Genomic DNA, 24,830 nt, shown 5'->3' with positions numbered 1-24,830 from the left:
CGTGCGTCCGGGCAAAAGATCGTGCTGGAGAGAGATAAGCCGCGGGCCGCTCCGATTCAATCGGACCGCGCCGCGAGCCTCAATGGCTTGCGTGCGACGAATGTTTCCCGTGGCTCTTGCCAGCGGCCTTCGTCGCCTTGGCCTTTTTGCTCGCCGGTTTCGCCGTTTTGCTCTTTACTTTTGCCTTCGCAGGCTTGCCGGGCTTGGCTTTTGCCGCATGCGAAGCGTGCTTCGATTTCGCGGCCTTGCCTTTGGCTGCTTTGTGCTTGCCATGCTCTTTCGCCACGACTTTCTTATGCGATTTGGCCGTGGCGATTTTCTTGACGACTTTCTGATGTTTGCTCGGCGGAGGTGGCGGATCCGCATCGCCTTCGTCACTCGCAGCGACTTTCGCCCCGGCATGATGGGCGGCACCGGCTTGCGGCGTATCCTCGTCGGGCTCGTTCGCGGCGGACGCCGCGACCGGCGCATTGTCGGCGAGAATCGGCGTGCCGACAGGCGTGTGCGGCGGACGCGGCCCTGCAATCGGGCCGTTATATCCGGGGGTCGGACCGGTCGTGAGCGTAACGGGATCGAAGACCGGCACCGGCATCATCGCGATCCGCAGCGCGGCCGGTGTCTCCTGCGCCAGCGCCGCCGACGTGAAGACACCAAGCGCGGACGATCTTTGCCCGAGTGTCAGCAGTGGCGCCTCAAGGCGATCGGTTTCCGCTTGGAACGCCGTCATGGCGCGGCCACGGCGATGACAGACAAGATCGCGCATATCTTCCGGTGCACCGCCGATCGGCTCGTCAGCGTCCATCGGCTGCGGTTGGTCGATCCCCGCGAAGGCGCGGTCGAGGAGGACGGCGGTGCGGACCATGCGTTCGCGCGGCGTCGGCGCCCCGAGGACGACGGCAAGGTAATGATGATTGCCGCGCGTCGCACTGGCGACAAGGTTGAAACCGGAATCGCAGGTGAAGCCGGTCTTCATACCGTCGGCACCGGGATAGCGGCCGAGCATATCGTTGTGATTCGGGATGATCTTGCCGTCGACGCGCATGGCGCCGATGTCGAAGAGATCGGCATATTGCGGAAACGTGAGATAGATCGCCCGCGCCAGAACCGCGAGGTCGCGCGCCGACGAATAATGCTCCGGATTATGCAAGCCGTTCGGATTGACGAAATGACTCTGCCTCATGCCGAGCTGCGCGGCGCTGGCGTTCATGTCCTCGGCAAAGGCCGGCACCGAGCCAGCAATGCCTTCGGCAATGGTAATCGCGACATCGTTCGGCGATTTCACCATCAGCATTTTGAGCGCATTGCCGAGCGTCACTTCGGTGCCGGGCCGGAAGCCCATCTTCGACGGCGGCATCGACGCAGCGTAGCGCGATACGACAAGCGGCGTGTCGAGCGAAATCTGATGATCGCGCACGGCGGAGAGCGCGACGTAAACTGTCATGAGCTTGGTGACTGACGCGGGATACCAAGGGTGCGTCGCTTCATTTTCATAAAGCACGTTGCCGGTCGCAACATCCATGACGAGCGACGGCGTTGCCAGGGCGCGCCCGGCCACGATCATCAAGACCGCAGCGGCAATTAAGCCAAGAGTTCGCAAGCCATGAAAACGCAACCGCATCGGCACTTGCCCTGAAAAACTCGCCTTGAAGATTTGCCGGTTTGTTCGGCGCCCGCCCACAAGCCTAACGCTTTGGCGACAATCTGCAAAGCTGCCGGTGACTTTCGGTACCGTTCTTACTTCGCGGAAGATGCGGCCATTTCATGACGATGGCCTCGGTTTGAGAGCCCTAATCGACGGGTGTCTTGGCGTCGATCGACAGGGCATGCACGCCATCGGCAAATTCGTCTTGCAGCAGGTCGTTGACCATACGGTGACGCGTCACCAGGCTCTTGCCGCGAAAGCTTTCAGACACCACTTTGACTTTAAAATGGGTCTCGCCCACTTTGCCGGTCTTGGCCGCGTGTTCCATGGCATGTGCGTGCCCGGCATGACGGTGCGAATCGTCAACCACGGCGAGCGAAACCGGCGCCAGACCGGCCTGTAACTTTTGCTTGATGCGCTCGGCTATATTAGGCTCGTTGCTCATCGAAACTTTCCTTCATCGCAAACCCGCTCTTGTCTTTTACCGGACGCGGCGGCTTGCGGCCACCGCAGAGACATTCGTAGTATCGCGCCATGGATTTGAATTCGCCTCTCTTCGATCGTGTCAGGGCCAAGCCGAAGGCCAAGCAGCCCGTACAGGCCGCTCCCAAGGCGCGCTGTGACCATCCCGGCTGCAACGAACCGGGCGAGTTTCGCGCGCCGATGGGCTGGCAGCGCGAAAATGAATATTTCACCTTCTGCCTGGAGCATGTGCGCGCCTATAATGCTACTTACAATTATTTTCAGGGCATGAGTGCCGAGGCTGTGGCGCTCTATCAGCGCGACGCCTCCACCGGTCACCGCCCGACCTGGGTCATGGGCAACAATGGCGCCGGCGGCCCGCAAGCGCACGGCGACCCGTCACAATATACGGACCCGCTCAATATTTTTGGCGCGCGGGCCGCGCCGCATAAGCCGGCAGAACCGCCGAAGCCCAAGCATGGCATAGCGGCGCGTAAAGCGCTCGATCAGCTCGGCCTTGATGAAACCGCGGATGCAACGACAATTCGTAGCCGTTACAAAGACATGGTGAAGCGCCTGCACCCTGATGCGAACGGCGGTGACCGCTCGCTCGAAGACAAATTGCGCGAAATCATTCGCGCTTATTCGTATCTGAAATCGGTTAAACTCGCTTAGTTTCAGCGTCCGCCGTTCGGGAGCCTGCGGCTTTCGGGTGCGACACGAATTCCGCGCTCCGCCGCATGGCCAGCGTGCTATAGCGTGGCCGCGAAAGGCGGAACGGAGGAAGAATGGTAGCCAATTCTTTAGCCGGCGAAGAGGCCCTCAAAGCCCTGCCGGACATGAAAATCTCGGTGCGGCAGGTGTTCGGCATCGATTCCGACATGGAAGCGCCGGCATTTTCGCAGACGGACACGCACGTCCCCGACGTCGATCCCGACTATCTTTTCGATCGCGACACCACGCTCGCCATTCTCGCCGGCTTTGCGAAGAACCGCCGCGTTATGATCAGCGGCTATCACGGCACCGGCAAATCGACGCATATCGAACAGGTGGCGGCGCGGCTTAACTGGCCCTGCGTGCGCATCAACCTCGACAGCCATGTCTCGCGCATCGATCTCGTCGGCAAGGACGCAATCGTGCTGAAGGACGGCAAGCAGGTCACCGAGTTCCGCGACGGCATTTTGCCTTGGGCGTTGCAGAACAATATCGCGCTCTGTTTCGACGAATATGACGCCGGCCGCCCGGATGTGATGTTCGTCATCCAACGCGTGCTCGAAGTCTCCGGCCGGCTGACGCTGCTCGACCAGAACCGCGTGATCAAGCCGCACCCGGCTTTCCGGCTGTTCTCGACAACGAACACGATCGGCCTTGGCGATACATCGGGCCTCTATCACGGCACGCAGCAGATCAATCAAGGGCAGATGGACCGCTGGTCGATTGTCGCGACGCTGAATTATCTGCCGCATGACAAAGAAGTCGGCATCGTCCTTTCGAAGGTGAAAGCCTATCAGAAGACGAAAGAGACGCGCGATCAGGTCGGCAAAATGGTTCGCGTCGCCGATTTGACCCGCAACGCGTTCATGGCCGGCGATCTCTCGACCGTCATGAGCCCGCGCACGGTCATCACCTGGGCTGAAAATGCCGAAATCTTTAAAGATATCGGCTTTGCCTTCCGGCTGACGTTCCTCAACAAATGCGACGAACTCGAGCGCACGCTGGTCGCCGAATTCTATCAGCGTTGCTTTGGGCAGGATTTGCCGGAAAGCGCGGCGAATGTCGCGATGAGCTGACATGGCGGGTTCGAACCATAAGCCGCCAGGCAAGGCCGAGGCGCCGCAGGAGCCTTTCAAGCGTGCGGTCGCCAATTGCCTGAAGGCAATGGCAAACCTGCCGCAGCTTGATGTGACCTATGCCGCGGAAAAACCAAATCTCGCTGGTGCCAATGCCGGGACACGGGTTCGCCTGCCGGAGCCGCCCCGTAAACTGACGCGCCAGGACGCGGCCATCCTGCGCGGCAATGCGGATGCGATGGCGCTACGGCTTGCCTGCCACGACGCGAATGTGCACCGCCGCCTGCTGCCACAGACACCGCAGGCGCGCGCTGTCTTCGAGGCCGTCGAACAGGCGCGCGTCGAGGCCATCGGGGCACGGCGTATGGAAGGCGTGGCGCAAAATCTTGGCGCCATGCTTGAGGATCGTTTCCAGCACGCGCGCTTTGGCGAGATTCGCGAGCGCGCCGAGGCCCCGCTCGAACAGGCAGTCGCGCTGATGGTGCGCGAACGGCTCACCAGCCAAAAGCCGCCAAAGAGCGCGCAGCATCTCGTCGATCTGTGGCGCCCCGTCATCGAGCAGCGCGCCGGGCGCGACCTCGACCAGCTTGCCGCCTCGATCGAGGACCAGCGTTCCTTTGGGCTTTCGGTCCGGCGTGTGCTCTCCGCGCTAGACATGGGCGAGGATCTCGGCTCCGACACCAACAATGAGGAAACCGAGCAGAGCGACGATCAGCAGGCCGGTGGCGACGATAACGAGGCCTTCGAGGGCCAGCGGGACGAGAGCGCCGACAGCGCCCAATCGCAGACGACCGAAACCGCCGAAGCCGATGGCGAAACCGAGGCCGATTCCATCGATGCCGCCTCGGGCGAATTCGAGGCCGAAGAAGAAGGCGATCTCGGCGAAGGCGATCAGGCTGCCGATGCCCACCGTCCGCCGCCGAAGGCGCGGACCGAAGTGCGGGCGCCGGATTATCAGGCCTTTTCGCGCAAATTCGACGAAACCATTGCGGCCGAAGCTCTGTGCGAACCCGAAGAATTGGAGCGGTTGCGCGCCTATCTCGACAAGCAATTGCAGAATCTGTCTTCCGTCGTCGGCCGCCTCGCCAATCGGTTGCAGCGCCGCCTGCTCGCGCAGCAGAACCGCTCATGGGAGTTCGACCTCGAAGAAGGCATGCTCGATTCGGCACGACTCTCGCGCATCGTTATCGATCCGCAGCAGCCATTGTCCTTCAAGCGCGAAAAAGACATGGATTTCCGCGATACGGTCGTGACGCTGCTACTCGACAATTCGGGTTCGATGCGTGGCCGTCCGATCACCGTTGCGGCGACCTGCGCCGATATTCTCGCCCGCACGCTGGAACGGTGCGGCGTGAAGGTCGAGATTCTGGGTTTCACCACCCGCGCCTGGAAGGGCGGTCAATCGCGCGAGGCCTGGCTGCAGGCCGGCAAACCGCCGTCGCCCGGCCGCCTCAACGACCTGCGCCACATCATCTACAAGGCCGCCGACGCACCCTGGCGTCGGGCGCGCAAGAATCTGGGCCTGATGATGCGCGAGGGCCTGCTCAAGGAGAATATCGACGGCGAGGCGCTCGATTGGGCGCATAAGCGCCTGCTCGCGCGGCCCGAACAGCGGCGCATCCTGATGATGATCTCGGACGGCGCACCGGTCGACGATTCAACGCTGTCGGTCAATCCCGGGAATTACCTCGAACGGCATCTGCGTTACATTATCGAGGAGATCGAGACCCGCTCGCCGGTCGAATTGATCGCCATCGGCATTGGCCACGATGTGACCCGCTATTACCGCCGCGCGGTGACGATCGTCGATGCGGAAGAGCTTGGCGGGGCGATGACCGAAAAACTGGCCGAACTGTTTGACGAAAAGGCCGAGCCGACACCGCCGCAAAATCGCGCGCGCACAAAACGTCTGCCGGTCGTGACCATGCACTGAAGCCTGAACGCCAAACCGGCGCAGGCGAGTCCAGTCTGGATGCGCGGGTCTGGCCCGCGCACGACGGTCGATTTACGCGGAGACCTGCTTCTTATGGATTTCGCGCTTGAGCGCGCGGGCGCCGGTCGAAAGCTCGGTCTCGGACGCCTTGATCAGGAAGGCATCGAGGCCGCCGCGATGCTCCACTGAGCGCAGCGCCGCCACGGCGACGCGCAAACGCACGCTGCGGCCAAGCGATTCCGAGGTGAGCGTCACCCGGACGAGATTGGGCAAAAACCGCGTCTTGGTCTTACGGTTCGAATGGCTGACCAGATTGCCGACGAGCACGGCTTTGCCGGTCAATTCGCAACGGCGCGACATGGGATGATCCTTCCGGCCTCAGGGGCCATAAATACAGGCCCGCGCTCCATATCGATATTAGGGCGTTTTCTGATCGAAAAAGTCTGTCAACTTTTTCGGAAGACGCTCCGGGCGCGGGCGGAAATCGAAGCGCGCTGTCTAGGGGAAGAGGCCGCCCGCGTCAAGAGAAGAGGACCAAACTCCCTTCGCCGGCCTCAGCCATCGGTCGCAATTCGATCGAGTGCGTTCGTCGCATCGCTCGGCAGCTCCAAATTGGCCGCCGCTAGGTTCTCATGCAGATGCGCGACCGACGAAGTGCCTGGAATAAGTAGGATATTGGGGGCGCGATCGAGCAGCCACGCGAGCGCCACCTGCATCGGTGTGGTACCAAGCCGGTCGGCGACATTCGAGAGCGTCGTGGACTGCAACGGCGTGAAGCCGCCGAGCGGAAAGAATGGCACATAGGCGATTGCGTCACGCGCAAGCGCCTCGATGAGGGCGTCGTCGTCGCGGTGCGCAAGGTTATATCGGTTCTGCACGCAAGCGATCGGCGCGATCTTTCGTGCTTCCTCGATCTGTCTCGGCGTGGCGTTGCTTAGCCCGATATGGCGCACCAATCCCTTGTGCTGAAGCTCCGCCAATACGCTAAGCATTTCTTCGATCGGGCCCTCGGCGGGCCCGTGGACGTCGAACATGAAGCGTAGGTTCACCACATCGATCACATCGAGATCGAGATTGCGCAGATTGTCGTGCACGGCGCTGGTCAGCTCCTCCGCCGAAAACGCCGGGTTCCATGAGCCGTCAGCGCCACGCTTTGCGCCGACCTTGGTCACGATCGTGAGATCGTCGCGATAGGGATGCAGCGCCTCGCGGATAAGCTCATTGGTGATATGCGGCCCATAGAAATCGCTGGTGTCGATATGATTGACGCCGTTCGCCACAGCCTCACGCAAGACGGTGAGCGCGGCGGCGCGGTCTTTCGGCGGCCCGAATACGCCAGGTCCGGCAAGCTGCATGGCGCCATAGCCAAGTCGCCTCACGATATTATCGCCGAGTGTGAAGGCGTCGGCTTTACTGATGTCTACGTCGGTCATCGCATCTCTCCTTCGGATCGATGCGCATGTAGACGGTCCCCGATTGTGCGATAATACTAGATAATCAGCACAAGCTGTTCGGAGTTTCGAACAATGTTGATAGATCTCAGCGATCTCAGAGCTTTTGTTGCGGTCGCTCGCTGTGGTGGTTTCCGCGAGGCCGGACGAGCCAATAACACCGGCGCTTCCAGCCTCAGCGAGGCCGTAAGCCGACTGGAGGCCAGGCTCGGTGTCCGTTTGCTCAACCGCACCACACGCAGCGTCGCAGCGACCGAGGCGGGCGTGCGCCTTCTGGATCGGCTCGGCCCGGCGCTCGGCGAAGTCGAGGCCGCGTTGGACGTACTCAACTTCTTTCGCGACCGGCCGGCAGGCACACTTCGGCTTAACGTGCCGGCGAGCGCTGCACGCCTTGTCCTGCCGCGCATCGTGCCGCCGTTCCTCGCCGCCTATCCAGATATCCGGCTTGAGGTGATCGCCGAGGAGAGTTTCGTCGATCTCCTTGCTGCCGGTTGCGATGCCGGGATTCGCTACGAGGAGCGGCTGGAACAGGACATGATTGCCGTTCCGATCGGGCCGCGCGAGCAACGCTTCGCCGTGGCCGGGTCACCGTCCTATTTCGAAAAGCACGGCCGGCCCGATCATCCCCGTGATCTGCTTTCGCACGCATGCCTGCGCGTTCGGTTTCCGAGCGGCGTGATTCCGGTCTGGGAATTCGAACGTGATGGGGAGGTTGTGAAGGTTGACCCGCCAGGCCCGCTCGTTGTCAGCGCCGGCACCGCGAGTGATCTGGCCATAGATGCCGCAATCGCGGGTAGCGGTATTATCGGATTATTCGAAGACTGGCTGCGGCCCAATTTCGATAACAGCACCCTCGAACCGGTTCTGGAGCCATGGTGGCAGCGTTTTCCCGGCCCGTTTCTTTACTATCCCGGACGCCGCTATCTGCCCGCTCCGCTGCGCGCTTTCGTTGATTTCGTTACGGCTCAGCGATCGTCCGGATGATCAGCGGCTGCCTTTGCGGACGTTTTCGGCGAGGGTTTTGCCGAGCGACCAGACGGCCCCCGGGACGCGATGCGCATCGGCCACCACGCTGTCGAAGGCCCCCTCGATCCAGGTGCAATCCGCGTCATTGATGTTGAGCGTCGGCAGAAGCTTGATCGTATGGCCGGCGTTCGCGGCCACCTGGACCAACACCTTGTGATCCTTGAACAGCGGAATAACGATGAGCTGGCAGAACAGCCCCGCCCGCACCGATTCCAGCAATGTCCAGGCGGCCTTAAGCTTGAAGGAACGCGGCTGGCCGAATTCGATGCCAATCATCAACCCCTTGCCGCGGACGTTCTTGACGAGTTCGTAACGCTCGGCGAGAGGCTTGAAGAAGGCAAGAAGCTGCTCGCCGCGCCGGGCGGCATTCTGGATCAAGCGCTCGGATTCGATCACTTCCAGCGTGGCCAGGCCCGCGGCCATTGCCAGATCGTTTTTGGCAAACGTCGAGCCGTGCACGACCATGCGGTCCATCCGGTTGAAGACGCTCTCGAAAATCTTGCGGCGCATGATCACCGCGCCGATCGGCACATGGCCGCCGGACAGCGCCTTGGCGAGCAGCACCATATCCGGCTCGACATTCCAATGTTCGATCGCGAGAAAACGCCCGGTGCGGCCGACACCGGTCTGAATCTCGTCGGCGACGAGCAAGGTACCATATTTGGTGCAGAGCGACCGCACCCCCGCCAGATAACCATCGTCGGGCATATTGACGCCCTTGCCCTGGATCGGCTCGACGATGAACGCGGCAACGTCGCGTCTCGATAACGCTTGCTCCAGCGCGGCCAAGTCATTGAACGGGACTTCGATGCAGCCCGGCACAAAGCCGCCGAACCCATCGCGAAACGTCGCATCGCCGTTCAGCGAGAGCGCCCCATAGGTCAGCCCGTGAAAGGCGTGGCTGCAATAAACGATATTCGGGCGGCCGGTCGCACCGCGGGCAAACTTGATCGCGGCTTCCACCGCCTCGGTACCGGAATTGGCGAAAAATACCTTGTCGAGAAACGGCACGAATTGCAGCAGACGCTCGGCGAGAAGGCCCGACAGCGCCGTGACATCCATCTGCACGAGATTCGGCAGATCGGCCGCGAGCACCGTCTCCAGCGCCTGCCGCACGACGGGATGATTGCGGCCGATGCCGAACACGCCCCAACCGCTCAAGAGATCAAGATAACGCGTGCCGCCCTTATCGAACAGATATTGGCCGCTGCCGCGCTGGAAGGCGACATCGAAGCCGATGGTGCGCAAAGCCCGCACCATCATCTCGTTCATATACAGCGTATGCAGTTGGTATCGCTCGGGCTCGCGATCTTTGAGCAATGCAGCGAGATCGAATGGACGCGGGGACCGATCGAACCCGGCTTCCTGTGGCATTGTCAGATCATTCACCGGGGAAATTCTCCAGCGCCGGCGGCATCACGGCTTCACGCAGCGACCGGCAGAGTAGCAAATCCGGCGGCCTCTCACTAGACCATCCGGCATTCGACCGAAACCTCTTTACAACCAGAAATATGAGTAGACTTCAATGACATAGAAGTCACTGAGTCCAACATATTCGGGCCTGAATTCATATCAGTGCCAGGGGCGCTCGTCTTTTGCCTTCGCCTCGAACCGGTCGATGTGGTGCGCCTTCTGCAGGCTCAGGCCGATGTCATCGAGACCATTCAAGAGGCAATGCTTGCGAAACGGATCGATGTCGAAATGGATTACGCCGCCGTCCGGGCCGCGGATTTCCTGGCTTTCGAGATCGACCGAGAGCGTCGCATTGGCACCCCGCTCGGCATCGTCCATCAGCTTGGCGAGTTCGTCCGGTTTCACGACGATCGGCAAAATGCCGTTCTTGAAGCAATTGTTATAGAAAATATCGGCGAAGCTCGTCGAAATGACGCAGCGGATACCGAAATCGAGCAGCGCCCATGGGGCGTGCTCGCGCGACGAACCGCAGCCGAAATTGTCTTCGGCAACAAGAATTTGCGCGTGGCGATAGGCCGGCTTGTTGAGGACGAAATCGGGATTTTCCGACCCGTCATCCTTGTAACGCATTTCGGAGAACAGGCCCGTGCCGAGGCCGGTGCGCTTGATCGTCTTCAGATATTGCTTTGGAATGATCATGTCGGTGTCGACATTGCGGATCGCCAGCGGCGCCGCGACGCCCGTCAGGGACGTAAATTTATCCATCGCTCAGGATGCTCCAGATCGGGTAGCCACTACCACCACGTCGGCTTCGGCGCGGGCGCGCGCAAAGCTCGAACCTTGTTCTAGGCGTGCTCTATTGAACTCCTTGACCAATTCGTCAAGGTCGCGGCCGTCACCCGCCCGTTTGGTGACGGCGCTTGCCGTCTTGCTGCGGCCGACCTCCTGCTGTGCCAAGGAGACGAAGGTTCGTGCCGCGTCCTGCGCCAGGATCAGCATGATCTTCCGATCGTCGGCATTCGCCAGCGGCCAGTGTCTGGCGATTTGGTGCGCGACCACGAGTTGGTCAAGAATTTTGGGTCGATAGCCTTGGTAAGCCAGTTCCTTGTCCTGGCCGTGGCCGTCGCCGCGAATTTCGTTTTTGAAGAAGAGCCGCCCGCGCTCGGCGAGCGTCGACGTCGTCAACATGATCGCGGCGAGCTTCTCCCTTTCAAACGTCGGCTCCAATTCGCCCTCATCCAGAACGCAGATCACCAAAAGGGTCTGCAACTGGTCGATCGCGTCCTCCGCCCATCGCAGTACGTCGGCGCGTCGCAGGGTCGCTTCACGTGACTGCCGCCAGGCGAAGAACAGGCCGCAGGCGGCGATGCAGGCTGAGATGGCCGAGGCAATGGTTGCGAACATCGGCATTGCTCCAGAGGATAGCGGCTAATCCCCCGCCGCCTCGATCGCTTCCATATCGGCGTCCGAGAGACCGAAATGATGGCCGATCTCATGCACGAGGACATGGGTGACGATCTCGCCGAGAGTGTCCTCGTTTTCGGCCCAATAATCGAGGATCGGCCGCCGGTAAAGCCAGACCATATTCGGCATTTGCCCGGTAAAGGACTGGGCACCACCCTGGGCGAGGCCGCGGCCGGAGAAAAGACCCAGCAGGTCGAATTCGGTTTCGCAGCCCATCCGGTCGAGCACCTCGTTATCCGGAAAATCCTCAATCCGGATGACGGCCCCCTGAGAGAGCGCACGAAAATCATCTGGCAGTTTCGCGTAAGCTGCTTCGGCAAGCGTCTCGAAATCGGCAAGCGAAGGCGGCACGAGATCTGGCCAACTGATCGGCATCAATCCTCCCCCCGCGACCCACGGCGAATACGAATGTAGAGCGCGCCGGCGCCGCCGTGATGGCGCGCCGCTTCCTCGAAGCCGACGACGAGATTGCGCCATTCCGGCGCCCGCAGCCAGATCGGCACATTGCGGCGCAGGACGCCGCCTTCCTCGTAAATATCGCCGGTGCGGCCCTCTGTCCGCCCCTCGCCCTTGCCGGTGACGACGAGCACGATCTTGGCGCCCTGGTGCTGGGCGCGGATCAGAAATCCGTGCAAGGCAGGGTGCGCCTCATGCTGACGCAGGCCGTGCAGGTCGAGCGCAGCATCGACCGGCATGTGGCCGCGTGACAGCTTTTGACGAGCGCGGCGCTCCAGCGGCGCGAGGCCGGGCATGGCGGGACGCGGCGGGGGTTCAGATTTGACCTGCGCGGGCCTCGGTGAGGGCGCGCTTTTGACAGGTTTTTCAGGCTTGGGCGGCGGCGCCAGGGGCGCTTTCATCCCGGGACGGCGCAGGACATGGCGCGTGACTGTCAGCCAGAGGGTGACTTCCTCGTCCGACAGCGGGCGCAATGTCTCGCGTGTCTCTTCGCTCATGCGCCCCCTTGGCAAGAGTCATAGCAAGCGTCGTCAGCGCCGAATCTATGGACGTCATCCGTGATGTTCCGGGGAGCTTACCGCTTTTCGCGACGCAGCCTCAATGCCCCGTCTGCGTCGCGACGAGCTTCCAATTGGGATCGCGTGATGCGGCGGGGCGAGCGAAGGTCCACAGATCGACCATATTCACCGTCTTTTCCGGATCGCCGTCGATCACCTTGCCGTCCTTGTCATGCGTCGCGCTGATGAGGCTCGCCATGAAACGCAGCGTGATCTGCAACATGCCGTCGCGCACGCCGGCATCGAAAACGCCGGTCTTATCGATCGAAACGACTTTGGTCATGAGCGATTCGCCGCGTGCCGCACGGGCATCGATCGCGCCGACGAAACTGTCGTTAACGTCCTTATCGAGCAGGCGCGCCAAAAGCTCGCGGTCGCCGGTCGCGAAGGCCGTCACGATCATCTCGTAGGCGGATTTCGCGCCGGTGATGAACTGATCGAGGCCGAAATTCGGATCGGCGGCGGCGATCGCGTCGAGACCGTTGGCGACTTTTGAGCCGGGCTCGGCGTAGGCTTTCCAACGCTCGGGATCTGCCAAAGGCGGCGGAGGCGGGGCTGGGCGCGGCCCGCTGCCGGGTAGCGGCACGACCTTGTTTTCATTGGCCGCAGTGCTGGTCTTGAAGAACGAATTCGTATTCTGCGCCGGTGGCTTCTCCGCGCCGCCGCGCGTGCCCAGGACGGAGCGCAGCTTCCACAATACGAAGATGGCAAGAAGCGCGAAAATGATCGTCGAGGCGTCGAAGGGGTCGTGCATTTAACTTAGGCTCGGGGCTTGGGAGCGGATTCACCGTTCGGACGACATATATAGCGTCCAGCCGGGAAAGTTCATAAGCTGATAGTCTGCCGGCAGACTTTGTGTTTTCTGGGACGTTCTATGCCTTATATCGCCGCTTTCTTTTTGGGCACCTGCCTCTGGATCCTCGCCGAACTGTCGGTGTTCGGCATGATCGCCAGCGCGATCGGCCTGCCGGGCGCGATTGCGCTGACCCTGGTTTTCAGCCTGCTCGGTCTCGCGTTGCTGCGCCGGCTTGGCGGACAGGCGCGTCAGCTTTTTCAAACCGTCGCCGAAAATCCGGCCCACGCCTTGCGGCTTTCGCCACTGACGCTGCGCAGCGGCGCGCTGGCCGCGCTTGGCGCCATCCTGCTCGTGATCCCGGGCTTTCTGTCGGACTGCGTCGGCCTGGCGCTTTTGCTGCCGTCGTGGCGTCATCAGGAATTGGCGGTCAAACCGCGCGATCCGAATGTCATCGATCTAACTCCGCAGGATTGGCACCGCATCGACGAGAAGGAGCGCGGCTGAGGCTCGCTTGTTCGGCGCCCCTATCCATGTTAGGCGCTGGCGCGATTTTCAGGGCGGCCAAGCCGCTTCGGTTTCGGTGGGGAGAGTAACGACATGGCGGACGGCAACGGCAGCAGTGCGGCGGCAAACGCGCCCACTCTTAATGCCATGGTGCAATATACGAAGGATTTCTCGTTCGAGAATCCGAATGCGCCGCGCTCGCTCGGACCGCAGCCTCAGGCGCCGAATATTTCCATTCAGGTGAACGTCAACGCCCGCCAGATTGCCGAGGCCGATTACGAAGTCGAACTCCTGCTCGAAGGCGCCGCCGGCGAGGGCAACGACACGCTGTTCAAGTTTGAACTGAATTACGCCGGCATTTTCCGCGTGCTCAACATTCCCGAGAGCGACATGCAGCCGGTCGTCATGATCGAATGCCCGCGGCTGCTGTTCCCCTTCGCCCGGCAAATCGTTGCGGATGCGGTGCGCAACGGCGGCTTCCCGCCGCTTTACATCGACCCGATCGATTTCGCCGGCCTCTACCGCCAACGGATGGCACAGACCGCGCAAGCCCCGACTGCGCAGGCCCAATAGGGCAACAAGAAATTTAGCGCGATCTTCTCGGATCGCGCTCTAGGCTTCTCCTGATTTTGGTAAATAACGCCGCCAGATCGCCTTGTCGCCGAGCGTCGCGACAAAGGTGGCGTGCGCGGCCCATTCCGTCGCAGCGATGAGCGGCGCAAGCGGCGACGGGCGAACCGGTCGCACTGCCGCCGCACGTTGCGCACTGACGGCGGCGGTCTGGAGCAGCAGGCTCGTCTGACGGCCACCCGTCAATTCTGCATAGATCTCGGCGAGAAGTTCCGCATCAAGCAGAGCGCCGTGCTTGGTCCGCCGGCTTGCATCGATGCCGTAGCGCTGGCAGAGCGCGTCCAGGCTCGCCGGCGAACCGGGATGACGGCGGCGCGCCAGCGCCAGAGTATCGACGATCCGTTCCAGCCCGAGCGGCGGACGGCCAAGCATGGCGAGCTCAGCGTTGACGAAGCGCAGATCGAACTCGGCATTATGCGCGACGAGCATGGCGTCGCCGACGAATACGAGAAATTTCTCGGCGATCTCGGCGAACTTCGGCTTTCCGATCAGCGACTCCGCCGAAATTCCATGTACGCGGAACGCCTCCTCCGGCATGTCGCGCTCGGGATCGAGATAGAAGTGAAAGGTCTGCCCCGTCGGAATCGAATTCAGAATTTCGATACAGCCGATCTCGACGATGCGATGCCCTGAGGCCGGATCGAGGCCGGTCGTTTCCGTATCGAAGACGATCTCACGCATGATGTCTTGCCACGCGCCCCGCACGAATATCGTCGATGAGCTTGCGCACCTGCCGCGCAGCCTCCTCGTGACCAAGACTCGTGTCGAGGATCATGTCAGCGCGGCGGCGTTTGTCGATGTCGGGCATTTGTTTGGCGATTATGGCGGCGAGTTTCGCTTCTGTCATGCCCGGTCTTCCGGCAACGCGCGCCTTTTGCACGTCTTCCGGCGCGGTGACGAGCAGCACCGCATCGACTTCACCCTCGCAGCCAGTTTCAAACAGAAGCGGAATGTCGAGGACGATGAGATCGGCGCCCGAGGCGCGCGCCTCGGCGGCGAATTCAGCGCGCTCGGCGCGCACGAGCGGGTGGACGATCGCTTCAAGCCGCGCCAGCGCCGCCGGGTCATTGACCACATAGGCCGAGAGGCGCGTCCGGTCGATCTCGCCGTCGCGCAGCGTGCCCGGAAAAGCGGCCACGACGAGCGGTACGGCGGCGGCGCGATAGAGCGCATGTACGGCGGCATCCGAATCGTGCACGGGGATTCCAGCTTCGCGAAAAATCGCGGCGGTCACCGATTTGCCCATGCCGATCGAGCCGGTGAGGCCGAGAACGAACATCAGCTTTTATCTGCGATGTCGGCGGCAACGCGCGCGCGCAAATCCGGCGTCACTTGCGGAGTCTGCCCGAACCAGCGCGCAAACCCCGGCACCGCCTGATGCAGCAACATGCCGAGGCCGCCCGACGTGCGCAGCCCGCGCGCTGACGCCTGGCGCAGAAGTGCGGTTTCAAGCGGCGCATAAACGATATCGGCGACGACGGCGCGTGCCGGCAGCGGTGCAAGATCGATCTCGAGCGGCGGCTGGCCGATCATGCCGAGCGATGTCGTATTCACCAGCAAATCGGCGTCGCGCAGAAGGCCAGGCAGCACGGCGAAATCAGCAAGGTCGATCCGCGCATCAGGAAATTGCCTTTGCAATTGTTCGCCCCGGCTGCGCGTGCGGTTAACGATAACGATGTTACGGATGCCGCGCGCGTTCAGCGCAAAGACGATCCCGCGCGCCGCGCCGCCGGCGCCCAGGACAACGGCTTTATCCACGCTCTTATCCCAATCCGGAACATCAGCGTCGAGCGAGGCAAGAAAGCCCGCGACATCGGTGTTGTCGCCGAAAAGTTTTTCATCCTCGATCCACAGGGTATTCACAGCCTGGAGCTGGCGCGCGACCGGCGTCGTCACGGCGCAGGCTGCGAAGGCTTTTTCTTTATGCGGCAGCGTGACATTGCCGCCGACGAATCCGAGATCCGCAAGATTTGCCAGAAAGGTCAAAAGATCGGGCGGGGCCACAGCAAACCGCTCATAGCGACCCGGCACTTGCAGTTTTTCCAGCCAGTAATTGTGGATCAGCGGCGAACGCGAATGCGAGATCGGCCAGCCGATGACGAAAGCCTGCAAAGTCATGCCGCGAGACTGCCCTCTTCGCGTAAAAATGCAAGCAGCGGCAGCAGCGGCAGGCCGAGGATCGTCGCCTGATCGCCATCGATCTTGTCGAAGAGATGCACACCAAGTCCTTCGACCTGATAGGCGCCGACGCTCGTCAGCACCGCATCCCCGGCTACGGCAATGTAACGGTCGATGAAGTCCGGGCTGAGCACGCGGCAGGTCATGTTCGCGGTCGAGATTGCCTCGAAAAGCACGGTTCCATCGCGCGCCACGCAGACCGCCGATTGCAGCGCGTGCGTCTGGCCAGAGAGCCTTGCGAGTTGCTCTCTGGCCGCTGCCCTGGATTCTGGCTTGGTGAAAATCTCGCTGCCTAAGGCGAGCACCTGATCGGCGCCGATGACAAGCCGCGAGGGCGCATAAGTGGAGATGGCGAGCGCCTTGGCACGGGCCAGATGTGCCGCGATTGCCGTCGCAGGCGCACCTTCGGCGCGCAACGGCGCCTCGACGCTGCGTTCGTCGATCTCGGCAGCGATGATGTCGAAAGGAATCCCCGCGGCCTTTAATAACCCCTGCCGGGCCGTGCTCTTCGAGGCGAGCACCAAGGGCGCTTTTGCCAGCCAAAGCCCGCTCATCGCGGCTGCTCCGCAAGCCCGAGTTTGGCGCGGTGCGTCTTATAAAGCGAGATGATGGCCGCGGCCGTCTCCTCGATCGAGCGGCGCGTCACGTCGATGACCGGCCAGCCATAATGAGAAAACAGACGCCGCGACTGGACAACTTCCTCGCTCACCGCAACAGGGTCCACATAAGTGGAATCAAACCGCGTCTGTGACGCATCGAGACGCTGCTGACGAACGGCCACAAGCCGGTCGGCCGAAGTGATCAGGCCGACGATCAACGGCTTTTGCAGGCTAAAGATCGTTTTCGGCAATGGGACGTTGGGTACGATCGGGATATTAGCGGTCTTGATGCCGCGATTGGCGAGATAGATGCTCGTCGGCGTCTTCGATGTTCGGCTGACGCCGAGCAACAGGACGTCGGCAGCGTCATAATCGTCAGTCATCTGGCCGTCGTCGTGCAGCATCGTATAATTCAACGCTTCGACGCGGTTGAAATAATAGGCATTGAGCGTGTGTTGGGCGCCCGGCCGTGCGGCACCCGGCGAGCCGAGATAGGCCCGAAAAAGATCGGCGATCGGCTGCAACACGGAATGGCAGGGCACATTCAGCTCATGGCAGGCCGCGACGAGCCGCCGGGTCAGATCCTTGTCGATCAGTGTGAAAAGAACGACGCCCGGCGCCTCGTCGATCTCGTCGATTGCCTTTTCAAGCTGCATCGGTGATCGCACGAACGGATAGAGGTGTTCTATCGATTCCACGGCATCGTATTGCGCGATCACCGCCCGGCTCACGGCGATCAAGGTTTCGCCGGTCGCGTCGGAAATCAGATGCAAATGGAAATAGTTACGCGCCACAAGCCGCATCCGTCGCGAGGCCCTGTGGACCGATGGGGATAAGTCACCGCCGCCGCCGCCCTCTTGGGGACATGTCCCGCAGCACCGGCTTCTTTGTCAACAGCGCTGGCACTGCGCAGAGAATCGTCGGGCTCCCGCTGGTTCTGTCGATAATTTAATAAGACTTGAAAGATTACCGAATAGAGACAGCGAAGCCATTGGGGGGATTAATAAATCGTTAACCTTTCATTGGCGGCCGCCGCCTGTGGGAATCGAGCATAAAACAAATTGCTCCGGTTCGATTGTGAAAAACCCGAAACGAGCCTAATCCGACCCCCTAATAAGAGAGAGAATAGAAGAGTCTTTAGATAAGGATTTTTATATTGGCGGCTTCAACCCTGGCGGCTAACAAGCCCTTGCTGCGCGTGCTCAACGGCGAGGCTTTGTCGACGACTCCCGTCTGGCTGATGCGGCAGGCAGGCCGCTATTTGACGGAGTACAAACAGACGCGGCTCAAGGCGCGATCGTTTCTCGATCTCTGCTACAATCCAAAATTGGCGGCCGAAGTGACTCTGCAGCCGATCCGTCGATTTCACTTCGATGCCGCGATTATCTTCAGTGACATCCTCGTCGTTCCTGACGCCTTCGGTCAGAAGGTCGATTTCGAATCCGGCGAAGGACCGCGGCTTCAGCCGATCATAGGTGCCGACGATCTGAAGGCTCTACGGGAGACGATCGATCTCGATCATTTGTCGCCGGTTTTCGAGGCCATTCAGTTGGTCAAGCAGGCTTTGCCGGCAAAGACGGCGCTCATCGGCTTTTGCGGCGCGCCGTGGACGGTCGCGAGCTATATGATTGCCGGGCGTGGGACGCCCGACCAAGCCCCGGCGCGGCTCTTCGCCTATCGCAACCCGGACATTTTCGCGGCGTTGATCGAGCGGCTTATCGAGGGCTCGGTTGTCTATTTGTCGCGCCAGATCGAGGCGGGCGCCGATTGCATCCAGATTTTTGATAGTTGGGCGGGGGCTCTTGCCCCGGCGGAATTCGAGCGTTGGGCGTTGGACCCCGTCAGACGGATCATCGCGGCGCTGCGCATCCGTCATCCGCGGACGAAGATCATCGCTTTTCCGCGCGGCGCGGGTCTCGCACTGGCGGGCTACGCGGCGCAGACCGGGACAGACGCTTTGGGTCTCGATACGTCGGTCGATCCAGCTTCGGCAGCAGCGGTCATTCCGTCAAACGTCGTGCTGCAAGGCAATCTCGATCCGCTTGCGTTGATCGCCGGTGGCGAGCCGCTCGGTGAGGCTGTGGCTAAAATCCAAGCGGGTTTTCGTGGCCGGCCGCATATTTTCAATCTGGGTCACGGCATCCTACCGGAAACGCCGCTGGACAACGTTGAGGCTCTATTGGCGCTGTTGCGGCCGGAGGCGTGAGTGGATCAAATCTATCTTTGGATCAAAGCCCTGCACATCATCGCGATTATCGCCTTCATGGCGGGCATGCTCTATCTGCCGCGGCTCTTCGTCTATCACGCGGGGACTGAGAAGGGTTCGCAGCAGTCGGAAACCTTCAAGGTGATGGAGCGGCGGCTCGAAGTCGCGATCATGCGTCCGGCGATTGTTCTTGTTTATGCGACAGGCCTCACGCTGGCGGTAAAAGGGGATTTTTTTCGTGCGGCATGGATGAATTGGAAATTCTTTCTCGTATTTCTCATGACGGGAATTTATTTTTACCTCATCTCGCTTCGGTTTCATTTCGCCGCGGATCGCAATGTTCATTCGCCAAAATTCTATCGGGTTTTAAATGAGCTTCCGACGTTGCTGCTTATCGGAATTGTCATTCTGGTCGTCGTGAAGCCAAACTAGAAACGATGGCTCTTTGACCTGTCCGGATTTGTGTAGCCGGCATGTCACGCGTGTAAGAAAAAGCGCCGGCTTAGTCAAACCGCGCTTTCATGAAGCTCCGGCCTAACGTTATCGTCTGAAGACGTTCTTTTTGAATGTTTCAGGGGGCTGAAATGATTCGTTCGTTTGCATTGGCGGCTATCTCGTCCGCAATTCTTGGGTCTGTCGCTATGGCGGCTGATCTTCCCAGTGAAAAGGGGCCACCTGTCTATGCGCCCCCGCCGCCGGTTTTCTCTTGGACGGGCGTCTATATCGGTGGCCAAGTTGGCTATGAGTGGGGCCATACGTCGGTAGCGCTTGACGTGCCGGGTGGTCCTGCCACTGGGTTCCACGACCAAGGTGTCGTCGGTGGCGGCCATGTCGGCTATAATTATGAAATTGGGAGCCTTGGCGGCTTCCTTCCTGGTCTTGGCGGTACTGGTGGCGGAATCGTCGTCGGTATCGAAGGCGACGTGAACGGCGCGAGCTACACGGGCAGTGACCCCGCTTTAGCTGGGACTATCCTTTTGCGGGATCGCACGGAAGTCGATGCGTCGATCCGCGGCCGGGTGGGCGTCGCCTTCGATCGCGTGCTCATCTATGGCACTGGCGGCGCGGCCTTCGGCTCGATCCGTAATAGCCTCGATGCTCCCGGATTGATTGGCGAAGCGCACGAGACCGGCCGTGTCGGCTGGACCGCTGGTGGCGGCATCGAATATGCGATCGACAACAATTGGTCGATACGCGCTGAATACCGCTACACGGATTATGGGCACTACGACACGACCTATACGTCCTTCCCGGTGGTCGGGCCGTTCTCGCTGCGTTATCACGATACGGACAATCGTGTGCAGGCCGGCTTCAGCTATAAATTCGACGAAGCGCCGCCGCCGGCTCCGCCCGTCGTGGCAAAATACTGAGATATCGCAATTTCGTCTTGATCAACCGGCGGGTTTCCCGCCGGTTTTTTTATTCCCTGAGGGTCGCCGGATAGGCTGGGCCAGGATTGTCACCCGCTGGCCACAGCGTCATAGAAACCGTGTCCGGTGGCGCTACGAGCGTTGTGTGGTCAGGGATTTGCTCTAATGATCGCCTTTGAAATCTTAGAATTTTGAGGCCCTTGGGACAGATGATTCGCGCCCTGCTGATGTCGAGCGTCTGCGCAGTCCTCTGCGCGGGCAGCGCCTTGGCGGCCGACCTCCCCAGCGATAAGGGGCCGCCGGCTTATGCGCCGCCCCCGCCTCCACCGCCGTCCTGGACGGGGCTCTATGTTGGCGTCAACGCCGGCTATGGCGGCGACCAGGTCCGTTACAACCATTACAGCGCCGGTGTTCTCGACAATACGGGAAGCCTGTCTTCCAGTGGCTTTCTGGGCGGCGGGACGGTTGGCTTCAATTACCAGTTCCCATCGACGAATTATGTTCTGGGCGTCGAAGGTGATTTCGACGGCTCGACCGTCCGTGCGAACGACGACAGCCCGTTTGGTGTCGGCGGCGGCTCGATCCCGAATGATACCAAGCTGGACTGGTTCGCGACGGCGCGGGCGCGGTTCGGCTATGCTTTCGGCAACATCCTGCCCTATGTGACGGGCGGTGGCGCCTTCGGGCATGTCGATCAATTACGCGTCGATCCCGGCGCTAATCCCTTCGGCAATTTCTCCGTCGGTTCGACGCGGACGGGTTGGACCGCGGGCGCGGGAATCGAATATCAGGTCACGCACAATCTGTCGGTGAAGGCGGAATATCTGCACGTCGATCTCGGCCGGCAATATTACCAGACGCCAGCCGAACTGGCCTTCGCGCCGATGAACGACCATTCGGCGCATCCGACCCTGAACGTCGTGCGTGCTGGCGTGAACTGGAAGTTCGAATGGCTGACCCCGCCGACGCCGGTCGTGCCGAAATACTGAGCCCGAAATTCTGAGGCGCATACAAGCCGGCGGCCGATAACCGCCGGTTTTTTGTTGCGCCGATATCACAGTGCTGCGGGCATTCGCCGAACAGGACATTTTTGCCGGAACGAGGTGCGTTTTCGCACATTCGCGCTATGAGCCTTGGCCTTTAACCGTGTGAACGCCATTTAATGTGCGGAGCGGACAGGTTTCGGTTAGGTTCCGCGAAACGGCAGTCAAGTCATGGTTCGGTCAAGCTTTCTGGCACTTCTCGCGATTTTGACGCCATTTGTTGGCGTGCGGGCGGCTGATCTGCCGAGCGACAAGGGACCGGCACTTTACGCACCTGCGCCGCCGGTTTTTTCCTGGACCGGGTTCTACCTCGGCGCGACGGCGGGTGGTGCCTTCAATCACCAGACGCTGAACGTCGGGCCGTTCGGCAGCCTGGGCGCCAATCCCGCCGGTTTCGTCGGCGGTGGCGAGGCGGGGTTCAACTACCAGTTCCCGACCTCGAATTTCGTCCTCGGCGGCGAGACCGATTTTCAGGGTTCGACCCTGCACGCGGATTACGGCGTCCCCGGAATCGGCCTGAACGGTTCGAGCCGCCTCGACTGGTGGGGATCAGCGCGGGCGCGGCTTGGTCTTTCGTTCGGCAATATCCTGCCGTTCGTCACCGGCGGTTTCGCCTATGGCGATGTGCATGACCAGATCGGGCTTGGCGGCGCCAGCTTTTCCAGTGGTGGCGTGCGCACCGGATGGACGGCGGGCGCCGGCGTCGAATATGCGATCACCCGCAATCTGACGGCGAAGGCGGAATATCTCTACACCGACCTCGGGTCGGTTTCGACCCCGCTTGGCGGCGGCGGGACGGCGCGAACGCGGGCAGACTTCCATGCCGTGCGGGCTGGTTTGAACTGGAAGTTCGATTGGAGCGGCGCGCCGGAGCTGGTTACGCCCAAATATTGATCTGCTGGGCGCAAACCGCCGAACTGGCACCTAATTCGCTCCCCAATCCCATATGATGTTTGACAGCGTGCCGATGTCTAGTTGTCAAAGAGGCCGAAACGTCTTATTTTTGTTTTCTCTCCTCGCAGGCGATTTGTCGGCGCGCACCGTTTAAGCGCCCCTCGATACGACATTGGCCTGCCTTCCCAGGGATCATTGACGCCCATCCGGGCTCCCCAAGCTGCGCGCCCAGCGCCCTTCCAAGGACGAAAATCCCGATGCGGGATATCAAACTTCAAGATTTAAAATCCAAATCGCCGACTGAACTCCTCGCTTTTGCCGAGGAACATGAAGTCGAAAACGCCTCGATCCTGCGCAAGCAGGAATTGATGTTCGCCATCCTCAAACAACTCGCCAGCCGCGATATCGAAATCGTCGGCGAAGGCGTCATCGAAGTGCTGCAGGACGGCTTCGGCTTCCTGCGCTCGCCGGACGCGAATTATCTTGCGGGTCCCGACGACATCTACGTGTCGCCGTCGCAGATCCGCCGTTTCGGGCTACGAACCGGCGACACGGTTGAGGGCCTGATCCGCAGCCCGAAAGAGGGCGAGCGCTATTTCGCGCTGCTCAAGGTCAACACGATCAATTTCGAAGACCCGGAGAAGATTCGTCATAAGGTTCATTTCGACAATCTGACGCCGCTCTATCCCGACGAACGGCTGAAGCTTGAGATCGAAGACCCGACCAAGAAGGACTTCTCCGCCCGCGTCATCGATATCGTCTCGCCGATCGGCAAGGGCCAGCGTGCTTTGATCGTCGCCCCGCCGCGCACTGGCAAGACGGTGCTGTTGCAGAACATCGCCCAGTCGATCACCACCAATCATCCGGAATGCTATCTGATCGTTCTGCTCATCGATGAGCGGCCCGAAGAAGTGACCGATATGCAGCGCTCGGTGAAAGGCGAAGTCGTCTCCTCGACTTTCGACGAACCGGCGGTGCGTCACGTTCAGGTCGCGGAAATGGTGATCGAAAAGGCGAAGCGCCTGGTCGAGCATGGCCGCGACGTCGTGATTCTTCTCGATTCGATCACGCGTCTTGGCCGCGCCTACAACACCGTTGTGCCGTCCTCCGGTAAAGTGCTGACCGGCGGTGTCGACGCCAACGCCTTGCAGAGGCCGAAGCGCTTCTTCGGCGCCGCGCGTAATATCGAAGAAGGCGGCTCGCTGACCATCATCGCGACGGCGCTCATCGATACCGGCTCGCGCATGGACGAAGTGATCTTTGAAGAATTCAAAGGCACCGGCAATTCGGAAATCATCCTCGACCGCAAGGTTGCCGACAAGCGCTCCTATCCGGCGATCGACATCGCCCGCTCCGGCACCCGCAAGGAAGAGCTGCTCGTTCCGGCGGACATTCTCAAGAAGATGTATGTGCTTCGCCGCATCCTCAATCCGATGGGGACGGTCGATGCGATCGAGTTCCTGCTCGGCAAATTGCGTGAGACGCCGAAGGGCAATGCGAGCTTCTTCGAGTCGATGAATACGTAGGACGACTATTTTTCTGCGTTTTTTGCTAATTTGAACTGGTTTCTCCGGCGGGCGGACACCGCCGGAGGACACGGCAAAGAAGCTGTTTAGGATTGTCGGTCAATCCAATTGGGGCGACCTCAAAAAGACCATTGAGGTTTTGACTACTCGCGCTTCCTTCAACCCATTTAGCCACAGCTACTATAAAAGATGCATTAGCCTCTAACCTCTCTTTGAGTTCCTGTTCGTTTTGGAACCAAACTATGAGAGTGGGTTCCTCGCTAGGGGTCTTTGTCCAGCCGTTGGACCAGGTTACAGGCACCTCATCTATCTGCTTCCCGCGATAATATCGCGTTGCCTTCCTGCTTCCACGGTGGCTGTAGTTGACATCGTATCCGCTAAGGACCGGCATCTCGGTGCCTTATTTTCTATAAGCTGGGGGCTACTCTTCCGGCAATGGACGCGATTTGCGCGTCACCGGATCGATTGCGACGAAGGTGAAGACCGCCTCGGTGACCTTCTCTTCGTCCTCGCCGTCACGCGCACGGCGCCAGGCCTCAACCTCGATCTTCATCGAGCTGCGCCCGCGCGCGATGAGACGGCCATAAAGGCTAACGACATCGCCGACGCGGACGGGCCGCAGAAAATTCATCGCCTCGACGCGCACTGTCGAAGCGCGTCCGCGCGCAACGCGGGAAGCGACATTGCTCGCCGCGAGATCCATCTGCGACATCAGCCAGCCGCCGAAAATATCGCCGTAAGGATTGGCATCCGCCGGCATGGCGATCGTGCGGATGACCGGCGCTTCCGCCGGCGGCGTTTCACTCTGCGTCAAAGCCATTTCGCTGTGGGTCATGGGCATTCCTCATGATTTTCGCATCGGCTTGCCCGAAAACCGCAGGGCACTTTTC

General features: G+C 60.8%; 28 protein-coding genes. 12 read left to right on the top strand and 16 right to left on the bottom strand.

The genetic code is table 11. From position 1 onward, the window contains the following. Window positions 1-79: 79 nt before the first annotated feature. Together WDN02_RS05570 and WDN02_RS05565 are read right to left on the bottom strand one after the other, a co-directional pair. Window positions 80-1,618 (bottom strand): serine hydrolase, encoded by a 1,539-nt coding sequence (locus WDN02_RS05570; protein ID WP_337292545.1) that lies wholly within the window; start codon window positions 1,616-1,618, stop codon window positions 80-82. Between the two features lie 169 nt (window positions 1,619-1,787). Beyond that, on the bottom strand, window positions 1,788-2,087 hold the full coding sequence (locus tag WDN02_RS05565) for a BolA family protein (RefSeq protein ID WP_337292544.1): 300 nt from the start codon (window positions 2,085-2,087) through the stop codon (window positions 1,788-1,790). 89 nt (window positions 2,088-2,176) lie between these two features. On the opposite strand from WDN02_RS05565, the gene WDN02_RS05560 reads away from it, so the two are divergent. The 3 genes from WDN02_RS05560 (at window position 2,177) to cobT (ending at window position 5,827) form a co-directional block, all read left to right on the top strand. Then, a complete protein-coding gene (locus tag WDN02_RS05560) occupies window positions 2,177-2,779 on the top strand; it encodes a DnaJ domain-containing protein (RefSeq protein WP_337292543.1) in 603 nt (200 codons plus the stop codon). Window positions 2,780-2,892: 113 nt separating this feature from the next. Beyond that, window positions 2,893-3,894, top strand: a complete 1,002-nt coding sequence (gene cobS / locus WDN02_RS05555) for a cobaltochelatase subunit CobS (protein WP_337292542.1) — start codon at window positions 2,893-2,895, stop codon at window positions 3,892-3,894. Between the two features lies 1 nt (window position 3,895). Next, window positions 3,896-5,827 carry a cobaltochelatase subunit CobT gene (gene cobT / locus WDN02_RS05550; RefSeq protein WP_337292541.1) on the top strand — a complete coding sequence of 644 codons (1,932 nt, stop codon included), beginning with the start codon at window positions 3,896-3,898 and terminating at the stop codon, window positions 5,825-5,827. Window positions 5,828-5,899: 72 nt separating this feature from the next. Here the strand turns inward: cobT and rpmB are convergent, their stop codons facing one another. Both rpmB and WDN02_RS05540 read right to left on the bottom strand, forming a co-directional pair. Beyond that, window positions 5,900-6,187: a 50S ribosomal protein L28 gene (rpmB, locus tag WDN02_RS05545; protein WP_337292540.1), complete on the bottom strand. Its 288-nt coding sequence runs from the start codon at window positions 6,185-6,187 to the stop codon at window positions 5,900-5,902. A gap of 194 nt (window positions 6,188-6,381) precedes the next feature. Beyond that, window positions 6,382-7,260, bottom strand: a complete 879-nt coding sequence (locus WDN02_RS05540; protein WP_337292539.1) for an aldo/keto reductase family oxidoreductase — start codon at window positions 7,258-7,260, stop codon at window positions 6,382-6,384. A 93-nt stretch (window positions 7,261-7,353) separates the two neighbouring features. On the opposite strand from WDN02_RS05540, the gene WDN02_RS05535 reads away from it, so the two are divergent. Next, window positions 7,354-8,262, top strand: a complete 909-nt coding sequence (locus tag WDN02_RS05535) for a LysR family transcriptional regulator (protein WP_337292538.1) — start codon at window positions 7,354-7,356, stop codon at window positions 8,260-8,262. Here WDN02_RS05535 and WDN02_RS05530 read toward each other — a convergent pair whose 3' ends face one another. The 6 genes from WDN02_RS05530 to WDN02_RS05505 all read right to left on the bottom strand — a co-directional run bounded on the left by WDN02_RS05530 (window position 8,263) and on the right by WDN02_RS05505 (window position 12,948). Then, entirely contained in the window at window positions 8,263-9,678 is a 1,416-nt protein-coding gene (locus WDN02_RS05530) for an aspartate aminotransferase family protein (protein WP_337294873.1), read from the bottom strand. 198 nt (window positions 9,679-9,876) lie between these two features. After that, window positions 9,877-10,482 carry a 3-isopropylmalate dehydratase small subunit gene (gene leuD / locus WDN02_RS05525; protein ID WP_337292537.1) on the bottom strand — a complete coding sequence of 202 codons (606 nt, stop codon included), beginning with the start codon at window positions 10,480-10,482 and terminating at the stop codon, window positions 9,877-9,879. Window positions 10,483-10,485: 3 nt separating this feature from the next. Then, window positions 10,486-11,121, bottom strand: coding sequence for a hypothetical protein (locus WDN02_RS05520; protein ID WP_337292536.1), 636 nt, complete (start codon window positions 11,119-11,121; stop codon window positions 10,486-10,488). Window positions 11,122-11,145: 24 nt separating this feature from the next. Continuing rightward, a complete protein-coding gene (locus WDN02_RS05515; protein ID WP_337292535.1) occupies window positions 11,146-11,556 on the bottom strand; it encodes a metallopeptidase family protein in 411 nt (136 codons plus the stop codon). Next, window positions 11,556-12,134, bottom strand: a complete 579-nt coding sequence (locus WDN02_RS05510; RefSeq protein WP_337292534.1) for a Smr/MutS family protein — start codon at window positions 12,132-12,134, stop codon at window positions 11,556-11,558. Before WDN02_RS05510 ends, WDN02_RS05515 begins: the two co-directional genes overlap by 1 nt. A 100-nt stretch (window positions 12,135-12,234) precedes the next feature. Continuing rightward, window positions 12,235-12,948: a Tim44/TimA family putative adaptor protein gene (locus WDN02_RS05505; protein ID WP_337292533.1), complete on the bottom strand. Its 714-nt coding sequence runs from the start codon at window positions 12,946-12,948 to the stop codon at window positions 12,235-12,237. A gap of 120 nt (window positions 12,949-13,068) precedes the next feature. Here WDN02_RS05505 and WDN02_RS05500 point away from each other — a divergent pair, with 120 nt between their 5' ends. Both WDN02_RS05500 and secB read left to right on the top strand, forming a co-directional pair. Next, window positions 13,069-13,494 carry an FxsA family protein gene (locus WDN02_RS05500; protein WP_337292532.1) on the top strand — a complete coding sequence of 142 codons (426 nt, stop codon included), beginning with the start codon at window positions 13,069-13,071 and terminating at the stop codon, window positions 13,492-13,494. A 93-nt stretch (window positions 13,495-13,587) separates the two neighbouring features. Then, window positions 13,588-14,067, top strand: a complete 480-nt coding sequence (gene secB, locus WDN02_RS05495) for a protein-export chaperone SecB (RefSeq protein WP_337292531.1) — start codon at window positions 13,588-13,590, stop codon at window positions 14,065-14,067. A 39-nt stretch (window positions 14,068-14,106) separates the two neighbouring features. Here the strand turns inward: secB and dnaQ are convergent, their stop codons facing one another. The 5 genes from dnaQ to WDN02_RS05470 are packed head-to-tail and all read right to left on the bottom strand — an operon-like array spanning window position 14,107 to window position 17,695. Further along, on the bottom strand, window positions 14,107-14,805 hold the full coding sequence (dnaQ, locus tag WDN02_RS05490) for a DNA polymerase III subunit epsilon (RefSeq protein ID WP_337292530.1): 699 nt from the start codon (window positions 14,803-14,805) through the stop codon (window positions 14,107-14,109). Further along, window positions 14,798-15,403: a dephospho-CoA kinase gene (gene coaE, locus WDN02_RS05485; RefSeq protein ID WP_337292529.1), complete on the bottom strand. Its 606-nt coding sequence runs from the start codon at window positions 15,401-15,403 to the stop codon at window positions 14,798-14,800. Before coaE ends, dnaQ begins: the two co-directional genes overlap by 8 nt. Then, window positions 15,403-16,242: a shikimate dehydrogenase gene (locus WDN02_RS05480; protein WP_337292528.1), complete on the bottom strand. Its 840-nt coding sequence runs from the start codon at window positions 16,240-16,242 to the stop codon at window positions 15,403-15,405. Before WDN02_RS05480 ends, coaE begins: the two co-directional genes overlap by 1 nt. Further along, on the bottom strand, window positions 16,239-16,856 hold the full coding sequence (locus WDN02_RS05475; protein ID WP_337292527.1) for a Maf family protein: 618 nt from the start codon (window positions 16,854-16,856) through the stop codon (window positions 16,239-16,241). The genes WDN02_RS05480 and WDN02_RS05475 overlap by 4 nt, the downstream gene beginning before the upstream one ends. Next, window positions 16,853-17,695, bottom strand: coding sequence for a pyruvate, water dikinase regulatory protein (locus tag WDN02_RS05470; protein WP_337292526.1), 843 nt, complete (start codon window positions 17,693-17,695; stop codon window positions 16,853-16,855). Before WDN02_RS05470 ends, WDN02_RS05475 begins: the two co-directional genes overlap by 4 nt. Window positions 17,696-18,072: 377 nt before the next feature. Between WDN02_RS05470 and hemE the strand changes: the two genes are divergently transcribed. The 6 genes from hemE to rho all read left to right on the top strand — a co-directional run bounded on the left by hemE (window position 18,073) and on the right by rho (window position 23,940). Further along, window positions 18,073-19,107, top strand: a complete 1,035-nt coding sequence (gene hemE, locus WDN02_RS05465) for a uroporphyrinogen decarboxylase (protein WP_337294872.1) — start codon at window positions 18,073-18,075, stop codon at window positions 19,105-19,107. Beyond that, window positions 19,108-19,539: a protoporphyrinogen oxidase HemJ gene (gene hemJ, locus WDN02_RS05460; RefSeq protein ID WP_337292525.1), complete on the top strand. Its 432-nt coding sequence runs from the start codon at window positions 19,108-19,110 to the stop codon at window positions 19,537-19,539. It abuts the gene before it with no gap. 152 nt (window positions 19,540-19,691) lie between these two features. Further along, window positions 19,692-20,477, top strand: a complete 786-nt coding sequence (locus WDN02_RS05455; RefSeq protein WP_337292524.1) for an outer membrane beta-barrel protein — start codon at window positions 19,692-19,694, stop codon at window positions 20,475-20,477. A gap of 209 nt (window positions 20,478-20,686) precedes the next feature. Next, window positions 20,687-21,466, top strand: coding sequence for an outer membrane protein (locus WDN02_RS05450; RefSeq protein WP_337294871.1), 780 nt, complete (start codon window positions 20,687-20,689; stop codon window positions 21,464-21,466). 225 nt (window positions 21,467-21,691) lie between these two features. Further along, window positions 21,692-22,414 carry an outer membrane protein gene (locus tag WDN02_RS05445; RefSeq protein WP_337292523.1) on the top strand — a complete coding sequence of 241 codons (723 nt, stop codon included), beginning with the start codon at window positions 21,692-21,694 and terminating at the stop codon, window positions 22,412-22,414. Window positions 22,415-22,671: 257 nt separating this feature from the next. Beyond that, complete coding sequence (gene rho, locus WDN02_RS05440; protein ID WP_337292522.1) at window positions 22,672-23,940, top strand: transcription termination factor Rho; 1,269 nt, start codon at window positions 22,672-22,674, stop codon at window positions 23,938-23,940. Between the two features lie 421 nt (window positions 23,941-24,361). Here rho and WDN02_RS05435 read toward each other — a convergent pair whose 3' ends face one another. After that, a complete protein-coding gene (locus WDN02_RS05435; protein ID WP_337292521.1) occupies window positions 24,362-24,775 on the bottom strand; it encodes an acyl-CoA thioesterase in 414 nt (137 codons plus the stop codon). Window positions 24,776-24,830: the final 55 nt, after the last annotated feature.

The organism is Methylovirgula sp. (assembly GCF_037200945.1).
GTDB lineage: Bacteria > Pseudomonadota > Alphaproteobacteria > Rhizobiales > Beijerinckiaceae > Methylovirgula.
The sequence above is the reverse complement of the archived record's forward strand: the minus strand, read 5'-3'. Positions and strand labels throughout refer to the sequence as shown.